General features: G+C 47.2%; 12 protein-coding genes and 1 pseudogene. All 13 read left to right on the forward strand.

What is annotated here, in order from left to right:
* Positions 1 to 84: 84 nt before the first annotated feature.
* Positions 85 to 2,208 carry a portal protein gene (locus G403_RS0113460; protein ID WP_027854447.1) on the forward strand — a complete coding sequence of 708 codons (2,124 nt, stop codon included), beginning with the start codon at positions 85 to 87 and terminating at the stop codon, positions 2,206 to 2,208.
* A gap of 75 nt (positions 2,209 to 2,283) precedes the next feature.
* Positions 2,284 to 2,637, forward strand: a complete 354-nt coding sequence (locus G403_RS0113465) for a hypothetical protein (RefSeq protein ID WP_027854448.1) — start codon at positions 2,284 to 2,286, stop codon at positions 2,635 to 2,637.
* Positions 2,637 to 3,788 (forward strand): hypothetical protein, encoded by a 1,152-nt coding sequence (locus G403_RS0113470; protein WP_027854449.1) that lies wholly within the window; start codon positions 2,637 to 2,639, stop codon positions 3,786 to 3,788. The genes G403_RS0113465 and G403_RS0113470 overlap by 1 nt, the downstream gene beginning before the upstream one ends.
* A gap of 17 nt (positions 3,789 to 3,805) precedes the next feature.
* Positions 3,806 to 5,224: a N4-gp56 family major capsid protein gene (locus tag G403_RS0113475; RefSeq protein ID WP_027854450.1), complete on the forward strand. Its 1,419-nt coding sequence runs from the start codon at positions 3,806 to 3,808 to the stop codon at positions 5,222 to 5,224.
* Between the two features lie 66 nt (positions 5,225 to 5,290).
* On the forward strand, positions 5,291 to 5,863 hold the full coding sequence (locus G403_RS23310; RefSeq protein WP_036233780.1) for a hypothetical protein: 573 nt from the start codon (positions 5,291 to 5,293) through the stop codon (positions 5,861 to 5,863).
* A gap of 11 nt (positions 5,864 to 5,874) precedes the next feature.
* On the forward strand, positions 5,875 to 8,640 hold the full coding sequence (locus G403_RS24555) for a coiled-coil domain-containing protein (RefSeq protein WP_051299012.1): 2,766 nt from the start codon (positions 5,875 to 5,877) through the stop codon (positions 8,638 to 8,640).
* A 297-nt stretch (positions 8,641 to 8,937) separates the two neighbouring features.
* The gene (locus G403_RS0113490; RefSeq protein ID WP_027854451.1) at positions 8,938 to 10,839 is read left to right on the forward strand and encodes a hypothetical protein; all 1,902 of its coding nucleotides are present in this window, start codon (positions 8,938 to 8,940) and stop codon (positions 10,837 to 10,839) included.
* A 12-nt stretch (positions 10,840 to 10,851) separates the two neighbouring features.
* The gene (locus G403_RS24560) at positions 10,852 to 11,349 is read left to right on the forward strand and encodes a hypothetical protein (protein WP_051299014.1); all 498 of its coding nucleotides are present in this window, start codon (positions 10,852 to 10,854) and stop codon (positions 11,347 to 11,349) included.
* A gap of 3 nt (positions 11,350 to 11,352) precedes the next feature.
* Entirely contained in the window at positions 11,353 to 12,747 is a 1,395-nt protein-coding gene (locus G403_RS0113500; RefSeq protein ID WP_027854452.1) for a hypothetical protein, read from the forward strand.
* Positions 12,748 to 12,806: 59 nt separating this feature from the next.
* Positions 12,807 to 13,169, forward strand: coding sequence for a hypothetical protein (locus G403_RS0113505; protein WP_027854453.1), 363 nt, complete (start codon positions 12,807 to 12,809; stop codon positions 13,167 to 13,169).
* A 29-nt stretch (positions 13,170 to 13,198) separates the two neighbouring features.
* Positions 13,199 to 13,417, forward strand: a complete 219-nt coding sequence (locus G403_RS0113510; protein WP_027854454.1) for a hypothetical protein — start codon at positions 13,199 to 13,201, stop codon at positions 13,415 to 13,417.
* Between the two features lie 69 nt (positions 13,418 to 13,486).
* Positions 13,487 to 17,152, forward strand: coding sequence for a hypothetical protein (locus G403_RS0113515; protein WP_027854455.1), 3,666 nt, complete (start codon positions 13,487 to 13,489; stop codon positions 17,150 to 17,152).
* A gap of 47 nt (positions 17,153 to 17,199) precedes the next feature.
* Positions 17,200 to 17,528, forward strand: a pseudogene (locus G403_RS0113520) (transposase); the annotation flags it as partial.

The raw sequence follows: 17,528 nt of genomic DNA on the forward strand, positions 1-17,528 counted from the left end.
GATTAGAATGCGCGGAAATAGATAACTGATTATGTTAAATCGGTTGTTATTTATTCCTCCCTTCTTGCAAAGGTATCGCATTAAATGAGTGACGCTAATCAGTTGCTTGTAGAAGCTAACGCGAAACTCACTTCTTGGGAAAAACAACCGAGTATCATTGATCTGAAGCGTGATTATGAAGACGCCAAGATCGAGGCCGATAAACAAATCGGTAAAATTGATACTTGGCTTGATAACCTTCATGTACGTGGAGCTGCCGTTGTTAAGTCACCGGAAGGTAGTTCAAGGATTGTTCCCAAGGTCATTCGTAAACAAGCAGAATGGCGATACGCAGCTTTATCTGAACCGTTCCTCAGCACCGACGATGTGTTCAATGTCACTCCGGTAACGTATGAGGATCGGGAAGCAGCGATCCAGAACCAGCTGGTTCTCAACCACCAGTTCAACAACAAGATCAACAAGACCAAGTTCATTGATGAGTACGTTCGTACTGCAGTAGATGAAGGCACGGTTATCGTGCGTGTCGGATGGGATTTCGAAGAAGAAACCTATACCGAGATGGTACCGGTCTATGACTACGTACCCACCACGAATCCTCAGATCCCTCAGATGTACCAGTACATCAGTCAAGTTGAGCAGACAGACCCATCTCAGCTGGAAAGCGTACGCCCTGAGTTGCTTGAAGGGTATAAGCGCTCACAACAGAGTGGTCAGTTGTTGCAGCCGGTACTGGCAGGAGAGGAGGAACAAGAACGGTCTGTTACCGTTCGTAATCAACCTACCCTTGAGATTTGTAACTACCGCAACGTAGTTATTGATCCTTCCTGCAATGGGGAGGCGGATAAAGCCAACTTCTTTGTGTACTCGTTTGAGAGCTCCATTGCTGAGCTTCAGAAAGACGGGCGCTACAAAAACCTGAACATGATCAATATCACCAACAGTTCCATATTGGGTGATCCGGATCATGAGAGCCAGGATAACGAGAGTTTCAACTTCCAGGATAACTTACGTAAGCGTTTCATCGTACGTGAGTATTGGGGCTTATCTGATATTCATGGTACCGGGAACCTGGTTCCGATCGTGGCTGCTTGGGTCGGTGATGCTCTTATCCGAATGGAAGAAAGTCCTTTCCCGGATAAGAAACTCCCGTTCGTAATTATTCCCTACCTACCGGTGCGCAAATCCCTGTTCGGGGAGCCAGATGGTGCTCTTCTGGAAGATAACCAGAAGGTTATTGGTGCAGTCACTCGCGGCATGATCGACATCATGGGTAAGAGTGCCAATGGTCAGACGGGCGTTCGAAAGGATGCTTTGGACTTCACCAACAAACGCAAGTTCATGCGCGGTGAAGACTACGAGTACAACGGTAATGTTGATCCCCGTGTGGCTTTCCACATGCACACCTACCCGGAAATACCGGCTTCAGCTCAAGTGATGCTACAGCTTCAGAACAACGAAGCAGAATCCCTGACAGGCGTTAAGGCATTCAACAACGGTGTATCTGGCGAATCACTGGGGGATGTAGCTGCCGGTGTACGTGGAGCCCTGGATGCTGCCTCCAAGCGTGAGCTGGGTATTCTGCGCCGTTTGGCAGCCGGGATCATTGAGATCGGTCGTAAGTTCATCTCCATGAACGCAGTATTCCTCTCTGATGAGGAAGTGGTACGGATCACGAATGAAGAGTTCGTGACTGTGCGTCGGGATGACCTGTCTGGTGAGTTCGATCTGAAGCTGTCGATCAGTACAGCCGAAGAGGATAACGCTAAGGCCCAGGAGCTGGCATTCATGCTTCAAACCATGGGTAACACCATGGATCCCGAGATGAGCAAAATGCTGCTCTCTGACATTGCTCGTTTGCGCAAGATGCCTGATCTGGCTAAGCGCATTGAGAACTACCAGCCACAGCCTAACCCGATGGATGAACTGCAGATGCAACTTCTGCAGGCACAGATCCAGAAAGAAATGGCGATTGCCGCGCATTACTCACAAGCACGTATTCCATTGGATCAAGCCAAGGTCGGTACCGAACAGGCCAAAGCCGCCAACCTGGAAAGTGAAACTGATCTCAACACCCTGGATTTCGTTGAGCAAGAAGCCGGCGTTAAGCAGGAACGGGATCTCGAGAAACAAGGGGCTCAGGCCCGCGCTAATGCACAACTGGAAGTGGTGAAAGCTGCACTTCAACCCAAACCCGTAACAACTAATTAACCCAAACCTGGTGCCCAACTGGGCACCTCTTAAATATCTCGTTCCCACGAAGGGAAGAGGACACGGAGAAACACCATGAACGAAGACATGAATATCGAAACCATCGAACTGAACATCAAAGAAGCTGAGCGTATGGCTGATCTGGCTCGCTCTGTTAAGCGCCTGCGCTCTAACCGCGATTTCAAAAAGATCATCATGGAAGGTTACTTTGAAAATGAACCGGTTCGTTTGGTCATGTTGAAAAGTGATCCTCAGTTCCAGTCCGAAGAACGCCAGCAGGCGCTCCTGAAAGAAATGGACGGTATCGGTTCGCTGCGTAACTACCTGCAGACCATTCTGACCATGGGCAATATGGCGGAAAAAGAGATCGCAGATAGCGAACAGGAACTGGAACTCATGCGTGCTGAAGAGGCTGAAGGAGACGCCTAATGAGTCAGGATTCGCTGAATGACACTGTGAACCCTCTGGAGATGTCTGACGAAGAACTCATGGCAATGGAGGTACCGGAAGACATCCCGGTACCTAAAGCCGAAGAGTCCGTTGATGAGACTGGCTCAGAAGTATCTGAAGAAGATACTCCTGCAGAAGAGGAAGAAGCAGCTGATGACGGTGAATCCGATACTGATGAACAGGACACTGATCAAGCCGACCCTGCCGCTGAAGAAAAACCTTCAGATGAGCCAGTAACAGAAGAAGCGGCTGAGCCTTCGGATGATGATAAAGGTGAGGAAAAAGAAACCACACCCGCGTTTGATTACGAAGCTGAATATAAAAAACTGATTGCGCCTTTTAAAGCGAATGGTCGTGAGATGCAGATCGATAATATCGATGATGCCCGCCGCCTTATGCAAATGGGTGCAAACTACAATAAGAAGATGGCCAGTTTAAAACCGAATCTTCGGTTGATGAAAATGCTGGAAAATAATGGTCTTCTTGACGAAAATAAATTATCTTATTTAATAGATCTGGAAAAGAAAAACCCAGATGCTATTAGTAAACTCATCAAGGACAGCGGCATTGACCCACTTGATGTAAATACCGATAAGGCCGACGAATATAATCCAGGCACTTACACTGTTGATGAAAATCAAATGGAGCTGGACACGGTACTCGATCAAATCGAGCATTCCCCCAGTTACAACGAAACCGTTGATATCATTAGCAATAAGTGGGACTCAGAAAGCCGTAAGGTAATAGCCAGCAATCCGCAGATTATCCAAGTAATCAATGAGCATGTAGGTAATGGTATCTACGCTCAAATTAACTCGGTAATAGAGCGTGAGCGCATGTTGGGCCGGTTAAATGGAATCTCTGACCTGGCAGCCTATAAACAAATAGGCGACCGACTTGAAGCTGAAGGACGGTTTAATCAACCCACTCCTACCGCCACTGAGTCAATTAAAAAGTCTGTTCAGGCAGAAGAAAAACCCAGTAAAACTCCGGACCCACAAATTAATGATCGTAAGCGTGCAGCAGCGCCCAGTAAAGGCAAAGCTCCGCAATCTCAACCCAACGATTTTAATCCGCTCGCTTTGTCGGACGATGAATTCGACAAACTCGTAGCACCTAAGTTTTTGTGATTACTCTGGAGTAAAAAATGACTCAGCAGATTTATAACGATCCGGCCGGTGGACAGCCGTCCACTATCGGACCTCAGATGAATACCTTCTACTACCAGAAGAAGGCACTCATCGAAGCGAAAAAAGAACAGTACTTCGGCCAGCTGGCTGACGTTACCTCTATGCCGAAGCACTTCGGTAAGAAGATCAAGAAGTACCATTACCTCCCGTTGCTCGATGATCGCAACATCAACGATCAGGGTATCGATGCAGCTGGTGTAACCATTACCACTGATCAGTACTACGTTACTCTGCCGCGTAACGTACTGTCTGTCGCAAACGCAAGTAAAGCAGCGGCTGCTACCGCTATCGCTGACAACCTGGATGGTGTAACCGCTGTTGCCGGTGCAGATGACTCTGCGGGTACTGGCTTCGCTACCATCACTGTGACTGGTTCTACTCACTTCAAGGTAGCGACCCTGGCTAAGGCCACTGCTATCGCTGATCTGGGTGTTGGTGCTGTGATCCAGCAGGGCTCCGGTAACCTGTACGGCTCTTCCAAGGACGTGGGTACCATCGCTTCCAAGATGCCCGCACTGTCTGAAACTGGTGGTCGTGTTAACCGCGTTGGTTTCACCCGTGTGGAAATCGAGGGCACCCTGGAGAAGTTCGGTTTCTTTGATGAATACACCAAGGAATCTCTGGACTTCGATACCGACTCCGAACTGGCCATGCACGTTAACCGCGAAATGGTTATGGGTGCCAACGAGATCACTGAAGACGCTCTGCAGATCGACCTGCTGAACTCTGCCGGTGTTATCCGCTACGCGGGTGCTGCCACTGAGAACGCTGAAATCGATGACACCTGCGAAGTGACCTACGGCGATCTGATGCGCCTGAGCATCGACCTGGATAACAACCGTACACCGAAGCACACCAAGGTCATCACCGGTACTCGTATGATCGATACCAAGACCATTCCGGCGTGCCGCGTAATGTACGTGGGTTCTGAACTGCTCCCTCTTCTGCAGGGCATGAAAGATCTGCACAACGATAAAGCGTTCATCGCTGTTCAGCACTACGCCGCTGCAGGTGAAACCCTGACAGGTGAAGTAGGCGCTGTTGGTGATTTCCGTATCGTTGTGGTTCCGGAAATGATGCACTGGGAAGGTGCCGGTGCTGACGCATCTGGTACTGCAACTCACCACGAAACTGGCGACCGGTACAACGTGTACCCGATGCTGGTGGTTGGTGATAGCTCTTTCACCACTATCGGTTTCCAGACCGACGGCAAAACTGTGAAGTTCAAGATCAAGCACAGCAAGCCGGAGTCCCCGGAATCCTATGCCAACGATCCATACGGTGAAACTGGCTTCATGTCCATCAAGTGGTACTACGGCTTCATGGTGTATCGCCCCGAGCGTATCGCCCTCGTGAAGACTGCTGCACCGCTGTAATCGGTTGGCTCCTCCTTCGGGGGGAGCCTTCACCTTCCGGATAATATCCTCTGAAAGAGAAGCATCATGAGCGAAGATACCATCACTACTCCCTCTCGCCTGGATTCCCTAAAAGCCCGTGCTGACAAGATGGGCATCAAGTATCACCCCAGCATCGGTGAAGATGCACTGGCCAAGAAAATCGAAGACAAAATGGAAGGTACTGAGTCCAGCGACTCCACCAATGAACCAGCACCTACTACTTCCGCTGGTATCGGTAAAAACGTCGAATCTTCTGCAGCTCTGCGCCGCCGGCTGAAGAAAGATGCAGAGGCCCTGGTTCGTATCCGCGTGACCTGCATGAACCCACTCAAAAAAGAGTGGCCGGGTGAGATCTTTACCGTCTCTAACTCTATCGTTGGCACCCAACGTAAGATGGTTCCGTTCAACGTGGAGTACCACGTACCGAAGATCATCTACAAGCAAATGCTGTCCCGCCAGTACCAGTACTTCTATACCGAGAAAGCACCCAACGGCCAGAAGATCCGTAAGGGCAAACTGGTGAATGAGTTCGCTATCGAGGTACTGCCTCAGCTGACCGAGAAAGAACTTAAAGAACTAGCTCGCCAGCAGGCTCTCTCACGCGGCGTCGAAGGGTGAGGGACTGAACCATGGCTATAGCAGTTGACGATCTTACAACGGTAACCGTTAGTGGTACTGGTGTATTTGATAAGCTGATGCAAATAACCCGAGAACACCTTGAAGGTGAGTATCGCTCGGGTCGAATCAAGAGCACGGAATACGCTCAGGTATACCTGGGATCGTTAACTGCGGTCATGGATCAGTCAGTTAAGTTCCTTCAAGCACAGCAGCAGGATGCACTGATTGCTGCACAGGTCGCTAAGGTCAATGCAGATATCGCGTTGGTTGAAACTCAACAAGATAACCTCCTTATTGAGGGTAATAACCTTACAAAGCAAGGGTTACTAGTTGATGCCCAAATAGCGAAAATTAACGCAGAAGTGCCTAAGGTGGCCGCTGAGATTTCTCTGATGGCTGCTCAAGAGGCTCAGACATACAAAGAAATTGATCTAGCCGATAAACGCTTGCTACAAGCTGATGAAGAACTTGCAATTAAACAGCAGCAAGTATTGGTAGCCCAAGCTGAAGTTGGGATTGCTCAGGCTAAATTGGTTAACGTACCTAAAGAAGGTACATTGCTGGATGCTCAAGCCAGTAAAACAAATGCCGAAAAACTACTGGTAGATGCTCAGGTTACTAAAGTAGGCTCCGAGAAAAGTTATATTGATGAACAAAAAGACTCAGAAGCTAAACGTAACGCTACTGGTGGCCTGATTGATGCTGAGATTGACCTGGCTGGGGCTCAGGCCACAAAAGCAGGACATGAATCCAGCTTGATTGCAAAACGTGTGCTACAGGCTGATGAAGAGTTGGCCTTGGCTCAGGCTCAAGTTGCCCTGGCTGAAGAAGAAGTCACAATAGCCCAAGCTCGACTTGTGAATATCCCTAAAGAGGGCGCGTTGCTTGATGCTCAAGCTGCCAAAACAACCTCTGATAAGTCGCTGGTTGACGCACAAGTTACAAAAGCAGCCTCTGACAAACTGCTGGTAGATGCTCAAATAACCAAAGTTGGGTCTGAAAAAACACTTATTGATGAGCAAGCAGATACAGAGTCCAAACGTAATATGCTTAACGGCTTGATGGATTCTGAAATTGCCCTGGCAGCCGCACAGGCAGATAAGGCTGGATATGAATCGGATCTTATTGCTAAGCGCGTGATCCAGGCAGACTCAGAAATTGCACTGGCCAGTGCACAGGCGGCTAAAGTTGGAGCTGATAAGAATGTTGTTGACCAACAGCTTATCAACATGCAAGCCGAGCTTCTCAATATTCCTAAAATTGGAAGTAAGCTAGATGCTGAAATTGGATTGATCGGTGCGCAGGAAGATAAGCAAGTTGCCGATAAAGACCTGACCACTCAGCAGCGTACTAACCTGACATCTGAAAATGCCAACATCGCTAAAATCGGACAAAAGCTCGATAAAGAAACAGCATTGTTAACCGCTCAAGAGCTGAAAGTAGACGCAGACACAGCCCTGACAACACAGCAAGCAGCTAACCTTGTTAAAGAAGGTCTGCGCGTTGATGCTGAAACAGCATTGGTTGATGAGCAGGTTACTAGCGAACAGAAACGCAATGCCTTGGACGGGTTACTGGATCAAGAGAAAGCTGCTCTAATTGCCAAAACGGCCCAAGTGAGCCAGCAAACCAATAATTTGGTTGCCGAGGCTGCCAACCTTACAAAAGTTGGTACCAAGCTGGATGCGGAAACCAGCCTGGTTAGTGCACAGGCAACTAAGACCGGTGCAGACCATGATCTCATACTTGAACAGATAACCTCTGAGACTAAACGTAATGAGCTGGGTGGACTGATCGACTCTGAAATTGGACTGGCTCAAGCTCAACAAACCAAAGTAACTGCTGACGCTAACTTGATTGGTCAGCAGAAACTGAACTTGATTGCAGAAGCTCTTAATATCCCTAAAGCGGGGCAAAAGATCGATGCTGATATTGCTCTAATTACCTCGCAGGAATTGAAAGTTGATGCTGATACGGCACACACCACGCAGCAAACGCTCAACCTTGTTTCACAAGAGCTGAAGACCGATGCGGAAACTGCACTGATACAGGCTCAGGCTACAAAAACTGCGTCTGATAAGGCTTTGATAGACCAGCAGAAAATTAATCTGGTTTCAGAAGAGTTACGCATTGATGCAGAAACAGCCTTGGCTACACAGCGTAAGCTCAACTTGGTTGCTGATGCGAGTAAGACGGCTCAGGAAACTGCATTGGTTACCTCACAGAAATCAAAAATTGATTCCGATAAATTGGTGAGTGATCAGCAGCGGTTGAATCTGGCAGCTGAAGAAGATCGGATTGCTAAGCAAACTCTTTTGCTGGTATCTCAAGAACTTCAGACTGATGCAGAAACTGAGAATATCTCCCAACGTACGGTAAACCTGGCAGCGGATAAACTTAAAACTGATGCAGAGACATCCCTAATTAACCAGAACCTTACAAATGCGATTACACAGAACTCTGTTCTGTCGAACCAGATCGCTAAGGTTGCTGCTGAAACGGATATGCTGACGCAGAAGAAATACACCGAACAGGCTCAGATACTGGATACAGTAAATGGCGCCTCAGTAGCTGGTTATATCGGTAAGCAAAAAGCTCTTTACACAGCTCAGGCAGATGGCTTCTCTCGAGATGCAGAGCAGAAACTGACCAAGATCCTGGTGGATGCGTGGTCCATCCAGCGTTCAACAGATGAAGGGATTGCTCCGCCATCGTCATTGGCGAATACGTCAATCGACTCCGTGGTGGGGAAAGCGAAAACCGGAATCGGGGTTTAACTGGACGAGAGGAGAGAGGGGGCTTAGGCCCCCTTATTTGTATCTATGAGTTTTTTTAGTCAATCCAGAACATACGTAGGCTCTCAAACGGTTAACCTCCTCAAGGAAGATACCGGGGATGACTACCTTACTAAACAGATCGTTAATGGGATCCTGGCAGGAAGCAGTATTACGGATACCCTTTCCAGCGCGCTACAGGGGGGCCTACACCATAAGATGAAGCGGGCCTATAGGTACGCCAGGGATCACTATCATTTTGGCCTTCCTGATGGCTATACGCAGGTTGACGGTGTACCAATGGATGAACTACTGGCTGTGATTCAGAGCCAGGAGACAGATACTGTTGTGATCAATAGCGCTCGCCTACAGGATCCGGATGCCCTGTTCCTGGCGTGTAAGTATGCAGATGAGCAGTATGGCTTATTGATGCCATCTCGTGTGCTAAGCGCCCCTCAGTTTAACGATAAGGTGAAAGAGCAGGTAGCCTCTGCTGTATTTACAGAGAATCCTAATGAGATTCAGGTGACTTATAGCTGGACTACTCGCCGTCGTACCTTTGAAGGTGAAGGGGTTCAATATGCTGAAACACTGCATGAAGAACTGGTGAATATCCCTGTCAGTTACGATCCTAAGGCTGATTACTACCAAGTGGTGTACTCACTCTATGATCCGGTAACCAGTGACTTCCTGGGTAACAAATTCTGGCTCTATGAGTTAGGTAGCGGTATTTACCCGGATCTGGATAGCCCTGAGTCTGAGGCAGAAGCCAGTCCCTATTTTCCGGTAATCCCTATTCGGGAAAACAACCTGGACCTGACACGGGAAGAGGTACGTACCGGGGCACAATATCTGACCTCTAAAGCCTTACTGAAGAAGACCGGTATTGCGATTGATTCACTGGCTGAGGGTATTAACGATAACCCGGATGTGGACGACATTGACCATGCGTATGTGATGTTCGGGTTTAACATCATGACCGATAGTGAATACGCTCACCAATACCTGTTTGATTACTTTAAGTTCCTCTACAACAAGAATCCTTCATCCAAGGTTCAGTGGGTATTGAGTCGGGATGCTATCCCGTCGAGCCAGTTCGGCTACATACAAAAGGATCAGTCACCGCAGGCTCAAATCGAACATATTGGAGATGCCGGTTTACGGGTATTTCTCAAGTACAACTACATTGATGTCAGCGTCAAATACGGATCGATCGGCTCTGTTGGCACCGTAACTCGAGAGGTTGATATCAACGGTGAGAACCGTCAGATGATTGATCCAGGCCAAGAAGGTATACGCTGGTGGGTTTATAACGAAGACATCCTTACACTGCGTAAGCAGATCACTAGTCACCTTTACGAAGAGATTACTATTCACGGACTTCAACACTATAACAACGTCTATAACGAGCACGATGTTATCTATACGCTGGAGGATGCCCAAACAGAGGATGGCTTCTTAATTCCTCTCAACTACCACATTATCAACGACTACTCCGTCCGGACACAGAATGGTATTTACTACGATTCGTTCCAGATGGTGATCAACAGTTATGAGAAGGTTAAGTTGGCATGGTACGAAACCACCTTCTTTAAGTTCATCATGACTGTAGGTACCTTTTACTTGGGAGGGATGGCAAGCACCCTTACCAGTATAGGAGAGACGTTTGCTACCCAAGGACTCATTGCCGGGGCAACAGCACTAGGTAAAACCTTAGCGGTTGCTTATGTTGTCAACCTGGGCTTCAAGCTACTGGTCGATATCATTGGTATCGAAGCGGCGTTTATCAGTGCTTTTGTCTTGTCCGTATATACCTTTGGTAAGAGTATTAAGGTTGGTTCGTTAAAAGGGGTACCTTTTGCAGAGGAATTACTGTTTACAGTCAACGGAATTATTGGCGGTATACAGTCTTCTGTACAAGCTGATTTAGAAGACCTGATGGATGAGTATAAGGACTTCCAAAAAGAGTCTGAGGAGAAACAGGAAAGGCTAGATGCTGTTACTGAAATGCTTGAGACTTCAGATATAATTGATCCGTATCTGTTTATTAATTCGGGGACCTATTATGACCCGAGCGAAACTCCAGATGATTTTTACCAACGCACCATACACACAGGTAATGTGGGAACACTGGCTCTCGATGCTATTTCCTATTTTGTCGATACGATGCTGGCATTACCTAAAACCTCCAGTACAGTCTAAAGGACAAAATAGATGAATATTAGTGACGCTCTTGATCTACTTAAAAATGCCTTGAACCAGGGGGATGCAGGTATCAATTCCCAGCTTACGGCGACTGGTGTACCAACTAATGAATTTGTTTCCATGCGTAATTACGGCCTGAATAACGGCTCCATTAATGGCCTGGGCGCTAACTATGGAACCAATCCGGGTAACACTATTTTCGGTATGGATGACGCCACACAATTGGCTTGGTTCGGTGGTAAAGATCCCAATGGTGCTGTTACCAACGGTATCATCCCAACGGCCGGTAGTGCGTTGAGTGGACTGGCTCAATCCTGGCAAGGCATGAAACAGCTTGATCTGGCAGAGGACCAGTTGAACTTTCAGAAGAAAGCCTTCAGTCAACAGTTTGAGAATCAGCGTACACTGACAAACAACCAGCTGCGTGATCGACAAGCTGCGCGTTTGGCTGCTGACCCATCAGCCTATGAGTCTGTGGACTCCTACATGAAAAAATATGGAGTTTGATCCATGGCGATTACCTGGAAAAACTTAACAGCCCCTGATTTCTCAGACGCCAACATACTGATGCGATCCGGTGGTGAAACCTTGGTGGGTGGCCTGGATCGTCTTACCAAGCTGGCTCAACAGAATCAACAGAACCAAGTGGCTAATTGGGATAACCAGAAGGATCTGAATACCCAGGAGGCACTGGCCCGTATTCGCGCTGCAGGCACCATGGATGAGTACAACGCCCTACAACAGGAGATGACACCGGATTACCTGAAGCAACGCTTTGGGGCTCAGGTAGATACCTCCAAGCTGTATGAGGCATTGGGGCAACAGGATGATACGATCCGGCGTGATGAAACTGAGATCAACCAATACAACGCTATGAAGCAGCGCGAGGCTGACAAGCCTTTTATCGATGCTTTAACCGCCCGTATTATGCAAGACCCTTCAGCCGTATCTGCGGAGGATATTTCACAATCTGGGGTTAGTATTGCGGCTCAGCCTGATCTTCAGAAGCTGTTGAAAGACTCTCTTTACCAGCAAACCCAGCGTGGGCGGGAAGCTCAAAAATGGAATGATTACCAATCTGATCGCGCTCTTGATCTGAAGACTCAGCAATGGTCAGCACAAGCAGATCAGCTTGTTGGTGCAGTTCTTTCTAACCCGGATATCGGACTTACCGAAGCACGCGAAACAATCCGTGCACGGGCAGAAGAGGCAGGTATCCCTTACTCACAAGTGGATAAGCACCTTGCAGGTCTGGAGGATCGTTGGGCGTATACCAATGGATTTACATCAGAGCAGATGCGTACTATAAAGGATGCCCAACAGCTCCGGTCTGATGAGTACGCTAGAAAACGTACTGAAACAGAAGGGGCGATTCAGCAGTTGGAAGCTGAATTGGGGCGGATACCTGAATTTGCTAAGCAAGGACAGCAGATCATGTCATTGGGTGATGTGAACAACGAAGTGCTAAAGCGTTACAACATTGCTGATGATACATTCACTGTAATTAACGGTGAAGAATTTGATGCTGATAAAAACAATTTAACCGGTCAGATGGATACCGCAGTAAAGGCTACTATTGATAAATTAATAGAGTCCGGTATTGGTAAGTCAAAAGATGAAGCCAGAGAAATGGCAATGCCAATACTTCTTGAAGCTATTGCTAGAGAACAAACACACGATAATAGTGAAGATGGCGGAGAGCTTAATTTTAACGCAGTTAAAAATAATCTCGACGCTGTTATAAGCGAGTATGAAAATTACCGGCGAAAACACGAAGATACCACTAATGCGATAAAACAAACCCGTGGATCATTAGCTGAATTTGATTCTTTAGAGCGTAGAGATCTACGTGCAATTGAAGAAGCGGCCAGAAGTCGTAGGAAATTATATGACTCATTAAGATAAATCAAACAAATTCAAGGCCACATAAGTGGCCTTTACTTGTTAAGGATACGAGGCCTTATATGCCAATTAAACGTTTTGTTTTTATTTATGTTCTTATGCTACCCACTGCATTTTTTATGTCAGTGTGTTACCTGCTCTATGAATATGGTGTTAATTCTACATTAGATTATTTAACTAGGATTGACAGTCTAAGAGAATATTTAGAGATTGGGTTTACTACAGCTGCTTTTGCTTTTTTATTGTCTTTACTGTTCTTTTTGCCAATGGTTATTAAGGGCGTATGTAAAGCATTAATGGAAATTAAAAATTACTGGACTATTCATCAGATAAACAAAATTAAGGACCTTAAAGAAAAAGGTGTTTTTACTGAAGAAGAATACAATGAAAAGCTGATAACAATGAAAGGTAAGTTAAAGCTGTAGTACTAACTGTTTAATAAAAGGATTTAGTGATGAAAGTCTTTATTAAACTGTTGGTATTACCTTTTGTTTTTATAAAGTTGGGCATTAATCTCACTGTCATAATGTTTGAAGCAATAAACTATTTGCTACAGTTTTTTGTTCAAACAGGGGATGTACTTAATGAGTCACTGAAAGAAGTAGAAAAAGACTTAGCCAAGAAAACGCAAGAAAAAGGGAAGGAGTCTCAAGAAGCCAATAATAAAAAATAGCCTATAAGCTGTCTCGAAAATCGTATAAGTATTAAACTACCCTCTGGTTTAATGCAGCCGAGACAGCTTATGAACTCTTCTAGCAATACCCCTCAAAACCCTTATGCAAAAGCTGAGCAATTACTTGAAGCGATTGATCGCCGTAAGGGCAGGCTGACCAAGAACAGCTCAATTACTCAACAGCAGATTGGGCAAGTAACTTCTAATTTCACACCCATTCCTGATATACCCGAGTATGTACCTGAAAAACGCATTCAGGATGAGCGAGCTGATGTAGATCAACGCCTTAAAACGATGGTTGATCGTAACGCCAATGCTTGGGCTACGGATACTGATCGTGATTCTTTAGCTGGTAACTTAAAGCAAGCAGGTGCTGTGGTTACCACTACTGGGCGAGATATCGTTTCTGGTATCGGTGAATCCGTTCAGGAATTCAGAGGCAAAGTTGATTTCTCTGTTGCTGATGAGCAGTCCAGAGACATCTTTATGCAGAAGAAACATCACCAAAAAGCACTTAATGACCTTGTGGCTGCTGGGTCTAAATTAGGTGAACAAATCAATAATGGTGAAATTTCTCCTGAAGAAGCAGCTGTTCGGCAAGTCAACCTTCAGGAAACCATGCTCAAGTTACAAGGCATGGGTATCTCTGAAGAGCAACAAGCGATACTGGATCAGCGCCCTGTACTTTATCAAGATGGTCGTGGTGGACGATATAGCCATCTTACCAATGAACAGCACTTGGAAGATGCTTTTTCTAAACTTGAAAGTGCAGAAGAAATTGATGCCTTTTTCAAAGAGTATGTGCCGCAGCATATTAATAACCCTAAGAAAGCTGATGAGCTTACAAACACTATAGGTAGTGCTGTAGAAGCGGAAGCTGATAACCGTCAGAAGGCTTATCAAGAATTTGATGCAGGGAACTACCTGGACGGTATTACTCGATTGGGTGGATCTGTTGGTCGCTCAGCAATAGACGTTGGTAAAGGAGTTATCGACAATCCTCTTGGTGCTATTGATGTTGCTACTGATCAAGCACTTGATTTAGCTGCTTATGCCCTTGGGGGCCGTAAATTTGGTACCGCCTTCAATATGGCATCAGCTGGTGGTGATGCGTTTGAAGCTCAACGCGAGGCTTTTAACCGCTTTGTAAAAGAGAACAACCGTGCCCCCACAGATGAAGAGCTAAATAACATGGCTCTTGGTACCTTGGCACATTTCGCCCTTGACGCTGGTTCTACTGATGCTGCATCACGACTCTTACTGCGTTCAAAAGTAACACAGAGCTTGGGTAAAGCCGTAACTGACGCTCGTGAGAAACTGAGTCCTATCGTTAATTCTGCAGGTAAAGTACTTAAAGAAACTGGTGCTGTTGCTGCAACTACTGGTATCGAGACTGTTACTGGCGGATTGCAGTCCTTGAGCCAAGAAACCTTAATGCAGGGACACACTGATCTATCAAAGGTAGACGATAACACTGTATTGAAAGAAGCCTTCCTTGAAGGTATCGGCGGTGGTGTGACTGGCTCAGCTTTTAAAGCACCGGCCATTGCCAAAGCTACACTTCAAACAGGTATTGAAGTAGCTAAAACACCTGGTAAAGCTAAAGCCGCAAATGTCACTAAAGTCCGCGAACGGGTCATGAACAGCGGCGACACTGATTCTTTGTTGCGAACCAGCGACAAAACAATTACCCCTGAAGAAAAGGTTGATATACTCCGCGCCCGCAACGAGGTCGATGGGGTAACCCCAGAAGAAGTAGAGCGTAATAACGCCGATATCCAAGAGATCCAGAAGCGCTTTGATGCGGATGCCACCAAGAAGCAAATCCGTAAAGAGGCTGTGGAGTCCGGTGACCTTACGCGTGTGTTGGATAATACCCGTGAGGATTTCGATCCCATCGAAGCCTTATCAACCATACAATCCCGCAACATGCAGGAAAGCGCCACGGAAGGGGAGCGTGCGCAGAATTCGCAGGAAGCAACCAAAGTGTTTAGTAGTCTAATTGGTGAGCAGGAAAGTATCCTTGGGGAACTCGACGCAATAAGGGAGTCAGGCAACGCTGCTCAAAAAACACAAGAAAAACAAGAAATAGAGAGTCGTAAACAGGCCCTCGATAAAATGGTCACTGAAGCCGCGACTCTGCTTCAGGAGATTCGCTCGTATACCCACGGTAACGTAGAAGCTAACGAGTCTGCTGCGACTCAGTTGGAAGAGGGTACGGCAGCCGAAGATGAACTGAAGCCACTGGCTCAACGTATCGTTACCGCAGCGATGTACGCGCCCCAATCTATTGGCTCAGATACCGTCCAGAAAGCCCTCAAGAGCAGTGTTCTGACTACAGAGCAGCGTGAGTACCTGGAATCCTTTGCGGCGTCTCAGAACGCTATTTCAGAGGCTGAGAGTACTGAACGGGTATCCAAGGATATTTTTGAAGGTAGCGAGGACGGTAACTGGCGCGGTATCAAGCAGTACCGAACTGCCTTATCAACCTTGATTGAAACAGGCAATCAGCCGCGTATTTCACGGTTGATGTCCGAGCTTAATAATTTCACCGAATCCAAGGTTCAACGGGCTCAGGATTTCCGCCGTGCGTATGATGCGGCGGTTGAACTTAAAGAGCAGCGAGGATCCTTGACCCAGGAACGTGCAGCGGAGCTGCGTAACACTGTCTCTGAGGTTAACAGTACTTACCAGCGTCAGGATGGTACCGGGTACAGCATTACAGCGAATACACCTAGCAGCATGATCGTTGCTGCTGAAGCAGAAGCGTCCGCGCTGCAGGCATTCCAGGCTGAGTCCCAAAGCCGTCTGAAGTTAACCGGTGAAATGGTAACGGAGGCTCCGGTTACCCAAAATACTGAGCAAACTGAGCCAGTCACACCGACTCAAGCTACTGCACCTCAGGAGCCTGTTAACGCTAAAGCCTGGGCAACACAGAACCAGGGTCAGGAAGTTCAGGTTAAATACCCGAACGGTAAGGCCAATATGTTTAAGGCCACTGTGACCGGTAATACCCGTAAGGTGATGCGTAACGGTAAAGAGGAGATCCGGGCCGAGGCGGTTACTTCCCGTGGTAAGACCATTACTTTGAATCCCAATATCGATCTGGTTGGAAGCACCGAACAAACCAACGTACAGCCTTCATCTGTACAAACCACACAGACTCAAGTAACAAATCAACCCTCGGTTGACACTGATACCGAAGAGTCCAATACGCAGGATTCAACGGCAGGTTATTACGCCGAATACGATTCCATGGCTGAAACCAGTCAAACTGCTACTGTTGGCTCAAACTCTTTTAACGCTGTTCAAAATGATCCTGTTACATGGGCAACGGAGAACAGCGGTCAAGAGATTACAGTACAAATAGGTGAAGGAACTGATCCTGTAACTGTTACTTTGACGGGTAAAACACGCTCTACACCCAATACGGAAGGTGGGTACGTAACTGAGGTAGAGGCAATAACTGAGTCTGGTGAGGCTATCACTTTTGAGCCTAAGGCCATCATGGATGGTTTACAGGAAATGACTCCAACAGGTGTAACTACTACACAACAAAACGGCCAACCAGTAGATGAAATTCCAAGTCCAAATGCCCCTGATATCGTAGCAGCTGAGAAGGCTCAGGTTGTTAACAGCGAACCTGTTAAACAACTCATTGAGGCAGTTAAAGCAGGTAACAATAAGATTGGCCCCCAGTTAAAAGCTGAGCTTGTGGATACCGTTGCAGGTTGAACCGCCCCGGCTTTACCGGAGACTCCATATCTTGAGAGGATGGAGTTATGAACTCACCAAAACGATACTCCCCCGAAGTCCGGGAGCGAGCTGTTCGGTTAGTCATTGAACAGCAAGGCGAATATCCGTCCAAGTGGGCGGCGATCTGCTCAATTGCCAGTAAGATTGGCTGTACGCCAGAGACCTTGAGAGCCTGGTGCAAACGCACAGAGGTCACGCAGGAAGACGGCCGGACCAGCCTTTCTGAACGTGAACGACTCAAGCAACTGGAGCGTGAAAACACCGAACTGAAGCGCGCCAACGAGATCCTCCGCAAGGCGGCTGCTTTTTTCGCCCAGGCGGAGCTCGACCGCAAACCCAAGTGATGGTCTCGTTC

This window comes from Marinobacterium litorale DSM 23545, assembly GCF_000428985.1.
Taxonomy (GTDB): domain Bacteria; phylum Pseudomonadota; class Gammaproteobacteria; order Pseudomonadales; family Balneatricaceae; genus Marinobacterium_D; species Marinobacterium_D litorale.

Bases quoted from the DNA above. Each gene is read 5' to 3' on its own strand.
- G403_RS0113460 (WP_027854447.1), top strand. From the start codon at position 85: ATGAGTGACGCTAATCAGTTGCTTGTAGAAGCTAACGCGAAACTCACT.
- G403_RS0113465 (WP_027854448.1), top strand. From the start codon at position 2,284: ATGAACGAAGACATGAATATCGAAACCATCGAACTGAACATCAAAGAA.
- G403_RS0113490 (WP_027854451.1), top strand. From the start codon at position 8,938: ATGGATGAACTACTGGCTGTGATTCAGAGCCAGGAGACAGATACTGTT.
- G403_RS24555 (WP_051299012.1), top strand. From the start codon at position 5,875: ATGGCTATAGCAGTTGACGATCTTACAACGGTAACCGTTAGTGGTACT.
- G403_RS0113515 (WP_027854455.1), top strand. From the start codon at position 13,487: ATGAACTCTTCTAGCAATACCCCTCAAAACCCTTATGCAAAAGCTGAG.
- G403_RS0113470 (WP_027854449.1), top strand. From the start codon at position 2,637: ATGAGTCAGGATTCGCTGAATGACACTGTGAACCCTCTGGAGATGTCT.
- G403_RS23310 (WP_036233780.1), top strand. From the start codon at position 5,291: ATGAGCGAAGATACCATCACTACTCCCTCTCGCCTGGATTCCCTAAAA.
- G403_RS0113510 (WP_027854454.1), top strand. From the start codon at position 13,199: ATGAAAGTCTTTATTAAACTGTTGGTATTACCTTTTGTTTTTATAAAG.
- G403_RS24560 (WP_051299014.1), top strand. From the start codon at position 10,852: ATGAATATTAGTGACGCTCTTGATCTACTTAAAAATGCCTTGAACCAG.
- G403_RS0113505 (WP_027854453.1), top strand. From the start codon at position 12,807: ATGCCAATTAAACGTTTTGTTTTTATTTATGTTCTTATGCTACCCACT.
- G403_RS0113500 (WP_027854452.1), top strand. From the start codon at position 11,353: ATGGCGATTACCTGGAAAAACTTAACAGCCCCTGATTTCTCAGACGCC.
- G403_RS0113475 (WP_027854450.1), top strand. From the start codon at position 3,806: ATGACTCAGCAGATTTATAACGATCCGGCCGGTGGACAGCCGTCCACT.